The 12,775-nt window shown below is 39.6% G+C and carries 13 protein-coding genes; 9 read left to right on the top strand and 4 right to left on the bottom strand.

What is annotated here, in order from left to right:
* Positions 1-278: 278 nt before the first annotated feature.
* Positions 279-863, top strand: coding sequence for a PadR family transcriptional regulator (locus RS893_RS19740; RefSeq protein WP_315787164.1), 585 nt, complete (start codon positions 279-281; stop codon positions 861-863).
* 265 nt (positions 864-1,128) lie between these two features.
* On the opposite strand, the gene RS893_RS19735 is transcribed toward RS893_RS19740, so the two are convergent.
* Both RS893_RS19735 and RS893_RS19730 read right to left on the bottom strand, forming a co-directional pair.
* Positions 1,129-2,238 carry a helix-turn-helix domain-containing protein gene (locus RS893_RS19735; RefSeq protein ID WP_315787162.1) on the bottom strand — a complete coding sequence of 370 codons (1,110 nt, stop codon included), beginning with the start codon at positions 2,236-2,238 and terminating at the stop codon, positions 1,129-1,131.
* Between the two features lie 214 nt (positions 2,239-2,452).
* Positions 2,453-3,295, bottom strand: a complete 843-nt coding sequence (locus RS893_RS19730; protein WP_315787160.1) for an alpha/beta hydrolase — start codon at positions 3,293-3,295, stop codon at positions 2,453-2,455.
* 199 nt (positions 3,296-3,494) lie between these two features.
* Between RS893_RS19730 and RS893_RS19725 the strand changes: the two genes are divergently transcribed.
* A complete protein-coding gene (locus RS893_RS19725; RefSeq protein ID WP_315787158.1) occupies positions 3,495-4,409 on the top strand; it encodes a helix-turn-helix domain-containing protein in 915 nt (304 codons plus the stop codon).
* A gap of 54 nt (positions 4,410-4,463) precedes the next feature.
* On the opposite strand, the gene gatA is transcribed toward RS893_RS19725, so the two are convergent.
* Positions 4,464-5,921: an Asp-tRNA(Asn)/Glu-tRNA(Gln) amidotransferase subunit GatA gene (gene gatA / locus RS893_RS19720; protein ID WP_315787156.1), complete on the bottom strand. Its 1,458-nt coding sequence runs from the start codon at positions 5,919-5,921 to the stop codon at positions 4,464-4,466.
* A gap of 430 nt (positions 5,922-6,351) precedes the next feature.
* On the opposite strand from gatA, the gene RS893_RS19715 reads away from it, so the two are divergent.
* The 5 genes from RS893_RS19715 (at position 6,352) to RS893_RS19695 (ending at position 10,003) form a co-directional block, all read left to right on the top strand.
* Entirely contained in the window at positions 6,352-6,474 is a 123-nt protein-coding gene (locus RS893_RS19715) for a hypothetical protein (protein ID WP_315787154.1), read from the top strand.
* A gap of 98 nt (positions 6,475-6,572) precedes the next feature.
* Complete coding sequence (locus RS893_RS19710) at positions 6,573-7,928, top strand: OB-fold nucleic acid binding domain-containing protein (protein WP_315787152.1); 1,356 nt, start codon at positions 6,573-6,575, stop codon at positions 7,926-7,928.
* A gap of 388 nt (positions 7,929-8,316) precedes the next feature.
* Complete coding sequence (locus tag RS893_RS19705) at positions 8,317-8,898, top strand: hypothetical protein (RefSeq protein WP_396336466.1); 582 nt, start codon at positions 8,317-8,319, stop codon at positions 8,896-8,898.
* A gap of 176 nt (positions 8,899-9,074) precedes the next feature.
* A complete protein-coding gene (locus RS893_RS19700; RefSeq protein ID WP_315787150.1) occupies positions 9,075-9,386 on the top strand; it encodes a DUF6464 family protein in 312 nt (103 codons plus the stop codon).
* A gap of 179 nt (positions 9,387-9,565) precedes the next feature.
* Entirely contained in the window at positions 9,566-10,003 is a 438-nt protein-coding gene (locus tag RS893_RS19695; RefSeq protein WP_315787148.1) for an NADAR family protein, read from the top strand.
* Positions 10,004-10,010: 7 nt separating this feature from the next.
* Here the strand turns inward: RS893_RS19695 and RS893_RS19690 are convergent, their stop codons facing one another.
* Entirely contained in the window at positions 10,011-10,673 is a 663-nt protein-coding gene (locus RS893_RS19690; protein WP_315792037.1) for a class I SAM-dependent methyltransferase, read from the bottom strand.
* A 277-nt stretch (positions 10,674-10,950) separates the two neighbouring features.
* Here RS893_RS19690 and RS893_RS19685 point away from each other — a divergent pair, with 277 nt between their 5' ends.
* The gene (locus tag RS893_RS19685; RefSeq protein WP_315787146.1) at positions 10,951-12,063 is read left to right on the top strand and encodes a tetratricopeptide repeat protein; all 1,113 of its coding nucleotides are present in this window, start codon (positions 10,951-10,953) and stop codon (positions 12,061-12,063) included.
* Between the two features lie 70 nt (positions 12,064-12,133).
* Positions 12,134-12,706: a signal peptidase I gene (lepB, locus tag RS893_RS19680; protein WP_315787144.1), complete on the top strand. Its 573-nt coding sequence runs from the start codon at positions 12,134-12,136 to the stop codon at positions 12,704-12,706.
* Positions 12,707-12,775 lie beyond the last annotated feature (69 nt).

Genomic DNA, 12,775 nt, shown 5'->3' with positions numbered 1-12,775 from the left:
GATGATCCTGCCGTTTTATGGTGTCAACTGTTGCTTTGTCGTGTCTAACCTATCATTTGGATATTAATTTTTTGTCAAGAAATAGTTAATACAGACTTAATTAATTTTTCCTATAGAACTTTCGGTACGTTCATTAGAACATAGCTGCTGCATAAGATAAAGAATTGCTGCTATGTACTCCTGGGAGATTTCGACGGGACATAATAAATATGAACTTTTATTAACGATATATCGTGACATATCTATAATCAGAATAGAAGTATTTGAGACAAGCAATTATGTTTTTAGGTCTTCCTAAACACCGTCATTTTGCAGGTATGTTTTTAGGTGTTCCTATGCATCGTCATTTTTTTGAATCAGGATGCGACGATATGCCTCATAGAGGTAGGCATCGCCGATCCTCAAAGTGGGATTGGAAAGATGAGCAACGGACACCACGTGGTGATATTAAGTACATCCTGCTATCGTTACTGGCAGAGCAACCCCGACATGGATATGATTTGATCAAAGAATTAGAGGCACGTTACGGGGGTTTTTGGAAACCCAGTCCAGGTTCCGTTTATCCCACACTCCAGCTACTTGAAGAAGGGGGCTATCTCACTTCGGAACAAGTAGAAGAAAAAAAAGTATATACAATCACTGAAAGTGGTAGGCAATTATTAGCTGAACGGGGTGATCCTCAAGACTGGATGACCAGAAGAAATAAACCCCAACAGTGGATAGAATTGGGAAACGCGATCGCTGATTTAGGTGGAGTAGTAATGCAAGTTGCTCGTAGTGGCAACACAGATCAGATCAACAGAGTACGTGAAATCCTCAATCGAGCCAAACGCGAAATCTACACTATCTTGGCAGAAGAGTAATGCGTTTAGGTTGGTTGTTGGTTGTTAGTTGGTGGTTGGTGATTGTTTGTTGATTGTTAGTAGTTAGTGGTTTACTCCACCCTACGGGAAGCCACTTGCGTGTCTACACACTCCACCCTTACCTTAAGCCGCGCAAAGCGCACGGCAGGTGACGCCTCTTTCTTTATGCCGGGAAACCCTTACTTTACAGAAGCCGAGTAAAGCGCGTCTACGGCAATCGCTCATGGGGGACTCACCGGTCCCCATCACCCCATCTCCAACACTCCTACAACGCCTCTGGTGGTGAAATATCTGGCCCAACAGTTACACCAGCATTGCTAGACTTGATTCCCGGTGTGGTTCTAGACTCATTATGCTTTAACGAGTCTGAAACAGAAGAAGAGGTAGGAGTAACTGCATTTTGATTTACTAGTCTGCTAGTCTCTCCTTGCTGTGAAACATACGATAATCCACCGATAGCGCTAGCAACAAGGGCTGTGTAGCCTACATATAAATGCATGGGGCGAATTTCAAAGCCAACTCCTCTAGAGGTTTTTTTCGACTCACCCCAAGAAGGTAAAACGGATTTTGTTGTTTCTGGTGCTGGTAAGGAAGCAGCTAAAGCTGTGCCATTGAATCCTAAAGCATTTCCCATTACACGGATAAAACCACGTACAAAAACATCTTCTGGCAGTAACTCCCAATTACCATTTTCTACCGCTTCCATTTGATTGGCTGAGATGTAAGTGTAAACGCAGAGTTGTTCCAAAGAAAGACCTCTAGACTCACGAGCTTGGCGGAGTTGTTGCCCAATTTGACGCAGACTTTCTGTACGTCGTTCGTCTACGGAATGCTTTGTTGGCTCTGTTTTGGAAACTGTTTTATTTTTTAGCCATTCTAAAGATGTTTTTACTGTTGTCAGATTTTCGTGAGTGGCTATATTTGCTACTGCATTTGCTACTGCGTTAGGCTGAGATGGTAAATTTTCTTCTTTAGTATTTTCTTGGTTTTCTTTAGTATTAAATTTTACGGTGGTTAAATATTTTGATAAGTTATTGCTATTATCTTGTTGTGTTTGTTGTGTGAAATCGGCAGTCTCTGTTGGTGGTTGATTATTTGTCAGTTGTTCAACAGGGTTTTCCACTTTTTGATAATGTTGAGCTAATTGTCGAAATGCTAAACCAATCGCTTCTCTGCCCACGGCTTTTAACAACATCTTGCCTTGTTCGGTGGAGTCACCAAGTAATTTTTGTATAGTAGCTAAAGCACGACGGTAAACTTGAGAATTATGCAGTTCTGCTTCTATTTCTCCTAAAAGCGATCGCAATTCATCTTGAGAAATTTCAATAGTGGGATTGCCCAAAATTTGTAAGAAGTACACAGGTGTAGTAACCATCACTAGGAGTCTCTTTCAAGAAAGTAATACCTGTATTATTTCTTCTAACTTGACGCTCATATATCCGGATTTTTAGGTATCAATTTAGTGCTGTTTACTAGACAATAATGAATTATTTTAGCGATCTCTTCTTATAATTTTGTGTACGTAAATTTACTTGTAAACTAGTTAAGCATAATACTTTTTTTAAACAAGTTATTTAACTTTTCTGCCCTTATTCAATGACTTTATCCTCTCCCTCACACAGCCTATTGCATAAAAAAAGTACTGCTTCGAGGTATTTCACAGAAGCGACCTCTGCTACGTTATTATGCCCAGCACCGGGAACCAAAAGTAATCTTTTCGGTTCAGGAGCAGCATCATATAGTTCTTCACTCATGAAAACGGGGATAGTTACATCGCTGACACCATGAATGAATAAAACAGGCACTTTTAGTTGAGGTACTTTTTGGATTGAATTAAATTGCTGTGTCAGAATCAAATCGACAGGAAACATCCGAAAAATGTTCCTGTATGCTACTACTTGCCGAATTGAGGTAAAAGAACTTTCTACAATCAATCCAGCTGCATTTGGCTGTTTAATAGCTAGGTCAATAGCGATCGCACCCCCCAAAGAATGACCGTAGATAAATATTTGACTAGGTGTAATCTTTCGCTGTTGTACTAAATAGTTCCAAGCGATCGCTGCATCTTCACAGACTCGCTTTTCATTGGGAAAACGACCCCGGCTGCGACCGTAACCTCGATAGTCAATTAATAACACCGAAAATCCAAGTTGATAAAACCTACTGGCATGGGTAATATTTGCGCCAATATTTATACCGTTACCATGTAGATAAAGTATAACTTTCCCATTAGATTGATTTGCACTGAGCCACCAACCATGAATATATTCCACCTGATGCGATTTAATTTGTACAGGCAGCCAAACTTCTTCATAATGTAAATTTAAAAACGTTGGCGTCGTTTCAATGATAGAAGATGGAAAAAATATAAATCGTGGTTGTTGTAAAAAAAGAAGTATACATACAGCACAGTAGCTTAGTGCTGCAAGCATTCCAACCCAAACTAATAAATAGGTTAACAATTGTATTTTATGTTGCAGCTTATTTTTTCAGATGCCAGTATTTATGTATACAATATAATCACTAAAATCTGTAATTGTAGTATTTGACAATTAACATTGTTTATCAAAAAATTTATTATTGAAAAGTTTAATAAATAAAAAATAGTAGATTATCAGTAGATTTTGGGAGATGACAGTGACGTCGTTCAATGAGGCTCAACAAGAGCAACTCAAGGAAATCGGAGCATATTTACGACAGATACGCGAAGACAAATCCGTGCGTATAGAACAAATAACTGCTCAAACCCTGATCAGACAAGCCTTTTTAGAAGCATTGGAAGAAGGTCGATATGAAGATTTACCAGAGCCAATTTTTGTACAAGGATTTATCCGGCGCTACGGTGATGCACTTGGACTTGATGGTGTATCATTAGCCAAAAATTTTGCAATTAACTTTTTCCTTCTCGATTCTGGAAATGATGGTAAGGAAGAACAAAAAAATTCAAGTATACATATCCCTCTTGCTGTTCCTTATGCAGTATTATTAACTGTTGCTTCTTTTATATTGTTTTTTCGCCTGAATCCTAAAAGTCCAGCCGATTCTGTTGCTCAGGAACAAAAACCTAAAGCTTCCACCCAAACAACAGTATCTCCACCTGTAGCTTCGTCACCAACATTATCCCCATTTACTACCCCAGTAGCTACAACTCCATCACCAGCCTCTTCAGCTACCCCAACAACTGTAGCTGCGTCGCCAACATTGTCGCCATTTACTACCCCAGTAGCTACAACTCCCTTACCAGAAACATCTCCTTCAACCCCAGCAACTTCTCCAGTTGAAGTGACAGTCGAACTACAAGGAGAATCATGGGTGCGAGTCAAAGCAGACGGTAAAACTATGTTTGTGGGGACTTTAAATAAGGGAGATCGAAAAACTTGGACAGCAAACAAGGAATTGACTATACGTTCTGGTAACGCAGGTGCTGTATTGGTTTCTGCTAACAAAAGTGAACAAAAACCTCTGGGAGATTTAGGAAGGATAAGGACAGTAACCTTTACTCCTGAATCAGTCAGTAGTCAAGAGTCCATAGTCAATAGTCAATAGTTTTACCATTGACTATTGACTATTGGCTATTGACAATTGACCAATAACTAATAACTATACTTGCGGCATACGCAAGTGCCATGAAGTAGATTGTTCATAAGCATAAGCCACTTGAAACAGTTGATCTTCTCGTAAAGGTCTACCAATCAACTGCAAACCAATCGGTAGTCCATTGTTATCAAAGCCACAGGGTACACTTATACCTGGTAAACCTGCTAGATTCACAGGAATAGTCATTAAGTCGACCAAATACATACTTAGAGGATCAGCAGTTTTTTCTCCCGCTTTGAATGCGGTGGTAGGGGCGGTAGGACAAGCTAAGACATGAACTTGTTCAAAAGCTCTTTCAAAATCTTCTTTAATCAGGGTGCGTACCTTTTGCGCTTTTAAATAATAGGCATCGTAGTATCCTGCTGAAAGAGCATAGGTTCCTAACATAATCCGCCGTTTGACTTCTGCACCGAAACCACTAGCACGAGTACGGGTGTACATCTCCATCAAATTTTCTGCTTCCTCAGCACGATAACCATACTTGACGCCATCGTAACGAGCCAAATTTGCTGAAGCTTCTGAAGGGGCAATAATGTAGTAGCTAGGCAAACCATAACGAAAGCGGGGACAGGAAACTACATGAATTTCTGCACCCAGATTTTGCAGTTGATCAAGTGCTTTGGTAATAGCCTGTTCAACTTGTGAATCTAAACCTTCGCCAAAAGTTTCTTTAATAATGCCAATTCTCAGTTGTCCTCTGGGTTTGAGATCTGGTTTTAAGCTGGCGGCGTAGTTGGGAATAGCAACTTTTAAGCTAGTAGAGTCTTTAGGATCATAACCTGCGATCGCTTGCAACAATATCGCTGCATCTTCCACAGAACGAGCAAAGGGGCCAATTTGATCCAAAGACGAAGCAAACGCTACTAAACCATAACGCGAAACAAGTCCGTAGGTTGGCTTGATCCCCACCACCCCACAAAAAGAAGCTGGTTGACGAATCGAACCCCCAGTATCAGAACCCAGAGAAATAACACATTCTCCTGCTGCTACCGCCGCCGCCGAACCACCAGAAGAACCACCCGGAACTCTCGATAAATCCCAAGGATTAGCAGTCAGACCATAGGCTGAGGTTTCTGTGGAACCGCCCATCGCAAACTCATCCAAATTGGTTTTACCAACCATCACTGCATCGGCTGCCGCTAACTTTTGTGTTACCGTGGCTTCATAGGGCGGTACAAAATTTTCTAAAATTCGGGAAGCACAAGTAGTAGTAATTCCCTTTGTACATATATTGTCTTTAATGCCGGTGGGAATGCCTGCCAATAAACCAATTTCTTCGCCTGCGGCGATTTTAGCATCCACTGCCCGCGCTTGTTCCAATGCCCGTTCGGCAGTTACACACAAGAAACTGTGTAATTTTGGCTCTAGCGCTTGAATGCGGTCTAAAGCTTCTTGAGTAATTTCTACGGCAGAACGTTCTTTTTTAACTAGCTGTTTGTGCAACTCGCGGATGGATGCCATATTGCTTCCTTTGTGACTCAAGTCATTGATTTTAGTACAGTTTGACAATTTATGCTTAGTTGAAAGTTAGTAATTAGTGGGTAGAGACGCGAGGAACATCGCGTCTGTACATTAGTAGTTAGTGGTTGGTGGTGAGTCAGCGACGGGAACGCAGGGGGTTCCTCCCTTGGAGGAGTGGGGACCGGTGAGTCCCCCATGAGCAACTGACGAACCCGTAGACGCGCAAGCGTCTTCTCAAAAGAGTAGGGTTGGTGGTTGGTGGTTAGGAATCAGTGTAGACACATAGCAGCTTGCCGCATACAGTACTAGTCGCAGTAAGCAGTAGAATTTGATAACTGATAACTGAATTACACTCACAATTAGATTAATATGTATTCCACACTAAGTAAGTTGGTGGGAATAAACATAACATATGTTAAGAACAGTAAACATGCCTGTAAAGGCAAAGCATTTGTATGTATATCTTGACATCAAAACAGAATTTACTATTACAAATGCTTTACCCCTACCCGATGACGTAGACGCGCCTTCTTCGGCTTCCCGTAGGGTATGACGAATGACGACCCCAACTAGTTAACTTTATTTGTGCCGACTTACTTGCACAATTTTATAGAATTAACTAATTCTCAAGATTTCAGTTTTTTATAAAAAATGGTTAAAATTATAACTCGCCAATCATTAGGTACACAGAATGTATATGACATTGGAGTAGAGCAAAACCATAATTTTGTGATTAAAAACGGTTTGGTTGCTTCCAATTGTTTCAATAAATCCCACTCTACAGCTTATGGGTATGTAACTTATCAAACTGCATATTTAAAGGCTAATTATCCTTTAGAGTATATGGCGGCACTGTTAACAGCTAACAGTGACGATACAGATAAGGTGCAAAAATATATTGCTACCTGTACAAACATGGGTATTCAGATCGACCCACCCGATATTAATCGTTCTGGCGTTGATTTTACTCCTTTGGATGGTAAAGTCCTGTTTGGATTATCGGCGGTGCGGAACGTTGGACAAAATGCGATCGCTGCTATTTTAGAAGCCAGAGAATCTAAAGGTGAGTTTAAGTCATTGTCTGATTTTTGCGATCGCGTTGATTTGGGTACTGTTAACCGTCGCACTTTAGAATCACTAATTTATTGTGGAGCCTTTGACAAAATTGACTCCAATCGTAATCAGTTACTGCATGACTTGCCTCTAGTATACGACTGGGCCCAATCCCGCGCCAAAGATAGAGCTACTGGACAAGGTAATCTCTTTGATTTATTAGGCGGCGGATTTGCTAGCAATACTAATAAAAGTACAATGCAAAATAGTTTTGATAGCGCCCCGAAAGCAAAGCCTGTTCCTGATTTACCTCCCCAAGAAAAGTTACGCAAAGAAAAAGAATTATTAGGCTTCTACGTCTCAGATCATCCCCTAAAATCCATACGCAGATCAGCACGAGTCCTAGCACCAGTTAATCTTTCTCAATTAGGTGAACAAAAAGAAGAATCAACTTTATGTGCAGTAGTAATGCTTAATAATGTCAAAAAAGTCATCACCAAAAAAGGTGATCCAATGGCAATATTACACATAGAAGATTTAACTTCTCAATCAGAAGCAGTAGCATTTCCTAAAACTTACGAACGCATTAGTTCACTTCTGCAAGTTGATTCTAGATTAATCATTTGGGGTAAAGTAGACCGAAGAGATGAGCAAACTCAATTTATTGTTGAAGATGCAGAAGCAGTAGAAACAGTACAAATGGTGATGGTAGAATTAAACGTCCAACAGGCAGCTACCATTGAAGAACAGCATCGCTTACGAACAATTTTACAAGAGCAGTCAGGGGATAAAGAAAAAGCAAAAGTCCCAGTAATCGGAATTGTTCAGGCTGGAACTTCCCGCCATCTAGTCCGTTTTGGACGTCAATTCTGGGTGCAGGATTCTCGAAGTACTGTTTTAGCTTTACACAATGCTCGATTTTCTGCTCACGCACAACTACTTACTAACACTTAAATTATTACGCAAAAATTAATACTAGAAGTTTAAGTTTACTAAATTGCAATAGAACTCTTGTAAAAGTCGAAATTAATCCCCTCAATCGACCACTCTGGGGTTGTAGGGAAAGAAAACTTAGCTTTCTCTACAAAACGGGGAGGCTTAAGGAGGAGTTCTTTTTATTTTTGCAAGAAACTGGATTCTCTTCTATCTCTGTGTACTCTGTGTACTCTGCGGTTTATTAAAGCATTTCCATATTAAGAAGGGGTTGTATTGAGGAAAAAGTAATTACTTTTTCCCATTTCTATTTTTCAGTAATTAACCGTATGATTTAGGAAGATAATATGTTTTTTTAGTTACTTCTGCGGATGATGTTTTCCTGGAAAACATGGTATCTTTTTATGCCATGAGAATAAATGCAGTCACCAGGGTAAGGAGCAAACACTTGGTAAGCGCAAATGCGCTAGATCAGTTTGTTAAATATTGCAAAAAAATTCAACCTCAATCTCAAGAAGAAATTCAAAGATTTTTTGAGGGGGTTGTTGGGTTTCCTTATGACAAAGAACTTCTGTTGCAAGCATATTTATTTTTAAATATCAATAATTTATTTCCGATTTGTGCTGAATTGTTGTTATTTGAAAAGTCTCCTATTGCCGACTATACAGATTTAGGTAAATGTGATTTTGTCTATCTTACTTCTAAAAATAAATTGTTTTTAATTGAAACGAAATTTATTGATACAAAAGCAACAGGAGCAACAGAAAGAAAACGAAGAAACAAACATAGAAACAAAGTTTTTGAACAAGTTATCACTTTGAAAAATCGATTCAGTCAGTACTGGAATATCAAATTAGAGGAATTAGAATGTGGTGTTTTTACAACCGATCCAGAAATTGATTGGAGAGGAAATGACGTCAATGTCATGACTAAATCAGTACCGATTGAGAAATTAGAAAAGTGGCGAAAACAGTATAAAGTAGAAGGGTAAAGGGGAAAGGGAAAAGGGCAAGGGAATGGAAAAAAAGAAAATTGAAAGTTTTGAGGATCTAAGAGTATGGCAAAAAGGTATTGAGTTAGTTAAGCAAATATAATGTTTCCCCCTCACCCTCCTTAAGAACTATGTAACACTAGAGAGGAAAAGCGCACACAAGAGGTATAAAGAAGGTGTTTAGAACACTTTTGGTAATTGCCATTGGTTTCTTACCATCGCTATTCTCCCTGTGGTTGATGCGTAAAACTCAGGCTAGGATGCGATCGCACCTCAGACGCGTGGCGAGAAATTTTCCCAGAGAACCAATTCCATTAGATTCTAGACCAGAACTAAGCGATCGCTACTACTTAGAAGGAGTAGGTTATCTTATTGGTGACATCAGCTGTCGATATAATGCTCGTTCTGGTTACTTACGCTGTGCCGTCAATCCTAGCGGACCGTGTGAGGGTTGCCGTTACTATGAAGCCAAAGAATTCACTAAATGATAATTTATGTTTAATGTGAATTGAAGCGATGACAAAAATTATATTTTATAAATCGACTACAGATAAACACAGATGAAATTGGTAATCAGTTAATTGCTGGTTTTTCACCATTACCTATTACCCATTACTCATTACCAGTAACAGTTAATTCACATTGGACGTAATTTATTAGACAAATTATGACAATCTATTTTTATAGCACTCGTGAGGAATACGGATGCTTTTCTAATTTTTCACCTCATGGCTTTGAGTTAGATAATCTGTATTGGTACACTAGTGAACATTATTTTCAAGCACAAAAATTCCCTGGAACACCTCATTTAGAGCAAATTCGTCTTGTCAAAACACCAAAAGATGCAGCAAGAATGGGGCGAGAACGCAAACGTCCCCTACGTCCAGACTGGGAAAAAGTTAAAGACGATATTATGAGGAAAGCAGTTTTATGCAAATTTGAAACCCATACTGATATCCGAGAAATTCTCCTTTCCACAGGCGATGAAGAAATTGTTGAAAACTCTCCTATTGACTATTACTGGGGCTGTGGTGCTGATGGCAGTGGTAAAAATATGTTGGGAATCATTTTAATGGAAGTGCGAGAAATATTACGCCAGCGCTGAAACATCTCTAACAATTCCAAGGTTTCTGAACAGTCCAATGGCGATCGCTTGATTGATAAACTTCCACTTCAGACAAACCCACTTCAGCAAGTAAATTCCTCACTTCACCTATCGTTAAAGCAGCGTGCAAAGAATCACGAAATAATTTTTTTTGATGCTCGTTGTATTCTGCACCAATACTGTCAACTAAAGCATTCATTGTTGCTTCATCGCGAGGTCGAAATAAATCACGAATAAAAATACCACCATTAGGTTTCAATACGCGCTTGAGTTCTCGAAAAAAAGACAAAGGATCGGGTAAATGGTGGATAAGACTATTTGATACAACCATATCAAACTGCCCATCTCCGTAAGGCATATGTTTGACATCTACTAATTCCAAGCGAATTTGCTCTTGTAAACCAGCTTCTTGAACATGATTAGCAGCAATTTGTAGCATACTTGCAGCTAAGTCAATTGCGATTACTTGCCAATTGAGTCTTATTTTACACATCAAAATTGGAATCCGTCCCGTACCAGTACCAGCATCCAATACCACACCTTGTTCTGGTGGTCCCAAAGCGATCGCTTCTTGAGCAAAAGCACTATTTACCTCAGTAAAATCCATTGCATCATACTCAATAGCTTCTTCAAGGCTATCCATCACCTCTGGTTCTAACACTCTTTCCATAGTCATTTGTTAATGTCAATGGTCAATGGTCAATTGTCAGTTATCATTGGTTAGTAGTTATTAGTTAGTGGTTAGTAGTCATTGGTCATTTCTCATTGGTCAAAAGTCACTATTTATTCTCCTCACACTCCCCCCATCTCCCCATTGCCCCTTATCCCCACTCCCTTGGGGGAGTGGGGGCCGGTGAGTTCCCCATCTCCCCATTCCCTAACATGTAAAGAAACATCCACCTTTTGGGAACACTAGACTTATCACCAAAATAATCAGGGAAAAGTCGATGTGGAAAGGCGGATTTAATCATAACTCGAAAAATACACTCCCCTTGCACATATCGGAAACATACCTCAAAGCAAGGAAACATAATACAATTACCCATGAATTTCAGGACAGTTCCGAAGTAGAAATCCAAGTTCTCCAAGATCAAGCAGACCACGCATCAGAAGCATATATGCTACTACAGCTTGGAGTTCAGCAGCAGCAAGCTGGTGAATTACATTTGGCAATGAAATCTTTACAACAATCTTTGGCATTATTTCAAGTAGCTGGAGATTGTCACAAGCAAGCACAGGCTTTTTGTTGTTTAGCTTTGATCGCTTATAATTTAGGCGACTACAAAGGTGCGATTTCCTACTCCCAGCAATGCTTATCTTTAGCAAAAAAAATAGCTGACTTACAGTTGCAGATCCAAAGTTTTTCCCATATGGGCAATGCTTATCGTCACTTGGGTGAAAACCACAAAGCAGTTGAATCTTTGCAAGAGTGCTTGCAGTTAGCACAGCAAGTACAAGATGGACGCAGTCAGATAGCAGCGCTGAATAATCTTGGATTAGTTTATAAAGCTTTAGGTAATCTATCAAAAACAATAGAGTTACAGCAGCAAAGTCTGTTAATTATCAAGCAGTTCCAAGACAATTGGGGCGAACAACAAGTATTAAAAAATCTTGGCAACGCTTATTATAGTTTGGGAGATTACGTAAAAGCGATTGATTATTACAAGCAGTGTATAAAAATTTCCAAATATCTGAATAATTACCGTAGTGCAATTCAAGTTCTTAAGAATTTAGCCAATGCTTGCTATACCCTAGAAGAATACGCTGATGCAATCATGTATCATGAAGAACGTTTAAAAATAGCTATAGAAATCCAAGATCAACGTTCTCAGGAACAGTGCTTAGGCAGCTTGGGAATAGCTTGTGAAGCCTTGGGAGATTATGCCAAAGCAATTGCTTACTATGAAAGGCGTTTGGAACTAGCTAGAACTCTTAATGACCGTCGTAGTGAAGAACAAACCCTTGCCAGTCTCAGAGTAGCTTGTTATGCCTTAGGTGACTATGCCAAAGCGATGCAATATCAAGAGCCAGAACATGGAAGTGATAATATTGCTTATTAAAGATATATTTCGCGTCAATATTAATAAGTAGAGTGTCCGTCTAATTTTGGAACCAAATAGTTAACTTCATATGACCTCTCAGAAAAGTAATACAAAAGACGCTTCTGCGTCGTCAGGAGTATGGCGCAGTGTGCGGGAAAATTTGGGTTTGATAGCTATTGCCTTAGTTTTGGCATTCTTAATCCGGACTTTTATTGCTGAACCTCGCTACATTCCCTCAGATTCAATGGTGCCAACTCTACATACAGGCGATCGCTTAGTAGTAGAAAAAATCTCTTACTATTTTCACCCTCCACATTTGGGCGATATCATTGTTTTTCAGCCACCGGAAAAACTACAACAAAAAGGATACCCAAAAGATCAAGCCTTCATTAAGCGTGTAATCGGTGAACCAGGTCAAACAGTGGCAATTACTGATGGTAAGGTTTACATCAATGGACAACCCCTACAAGAAGACTATATTGCCGAACCACCAATTCAGCCATTTACACAAGTGCAAGTCCCGGAAAACGAATTTTTTGTTATGGGAGATAATCGCAACGATAGTAATGACTCCCGTTACTGGGGCTTCTTGCCTAGACAAAATATCATCGGTAGGGCTGTTTTTCGCTTTTGGCCCTTTGACCGGATTGGATTGGTTTAATTATTATTGTGTGTTGGTAGTTGTTTGTTGTTAGTTGTTTGTTGGTAGTTGTTTGTTGGTAGTTGTTTG

This window comes from Fischerella sp. JS2 (genome assembly GCF_032393985.1).
Taxonomy (GTDB): Bacteria; Cyanobacteriota; Cyanobacteriia; order Cyanobacteriales; family Nostocaceae; genus Fischerella.
Note: the sequence above shows the minus strand (reverse complement) of the source record. Positions and strands in the feature narration are given on the sequence as shown.

Coding starts and splice junctions, on each gene's coding strand:
- RS893_RS19740 (WP_315787164.1), top strand. CDS start 279: ATGTTTTTAGGTCTTCCTAAACACCGTCATTTTGCAGGTATGTTTTTA.
- RS893_RS19735 (WP_315787162.1), bottom strand. CDS start 2,238: ATGGTTACTACACCTGTGTACTTCTTACAAATTTTGGGCAATCCCACT.
- RS893_RS19730 (WP_315787160.1), bottom strand. CDS start 3,295: ATGCTTGCAGCACTAAGCTACTGTGCTGTATGTATACTTCTTTTTTTA.
- RS893_RS19725 (WP_315787158.1), top strand. CDS start 3,495: ATGACAGTGACGTCGTTCAATGAGGCTCAACAAGAGCAACTCAAGGAA.
- gatA (WP_315787156.1), bottom strand. CDS start 5,921: ATGGCATCCATCCGCGAGTTGCACAAACAGCTAGTTAAAAAAGAACGT.
- RS893_RS19715 (WP_315787154.1), top strand. CDS start 6,352: ATGCCTGTAAAGGCAAAGCATTTGTATGTATATCTTGACATCAAAACA.
- RS893_RS19710 (WP_315787152.1), top strand. CDS start 6,573: ATGGTTAAAATTATAACTCGCCAATCATTAGGTACACAGAATGTATAT.
- RS893_RS19705 (WP_396336466.1), top strand. CDS start 8,317: ATGAGAATAAATGCAGTCACCAGGGTAAGGAGCAAACACTTGGTAAGC.
- RS893_RS19695 (WP_315787148.1), top strand. CDS start 9,566: ATGACAATCTATTTTTATAGCACTCGTGAGGAATACGGATGCTTTTCT.
- RS893_RS19690 (WP_315792037.1), bottom strand. CDS start 10,673: ATGGAAAGAGTGTTAGAACCAGAGGTGATGGATAGCCTTGAAGAAGCT.
- RS893_RS19685 (WP_315787146.1), top strand. CDS start 10,951: ATGTGGAAAGGCGGATTTAATCATAACTCGAAAAATACACTCCCCTTG.
- lepB (WP_315787144.1), top strand. CDS start 12,134: ATGACCTCTCAGAAAAGTAATACAAAAGACGCTTCTGCGTCGTCAGGA.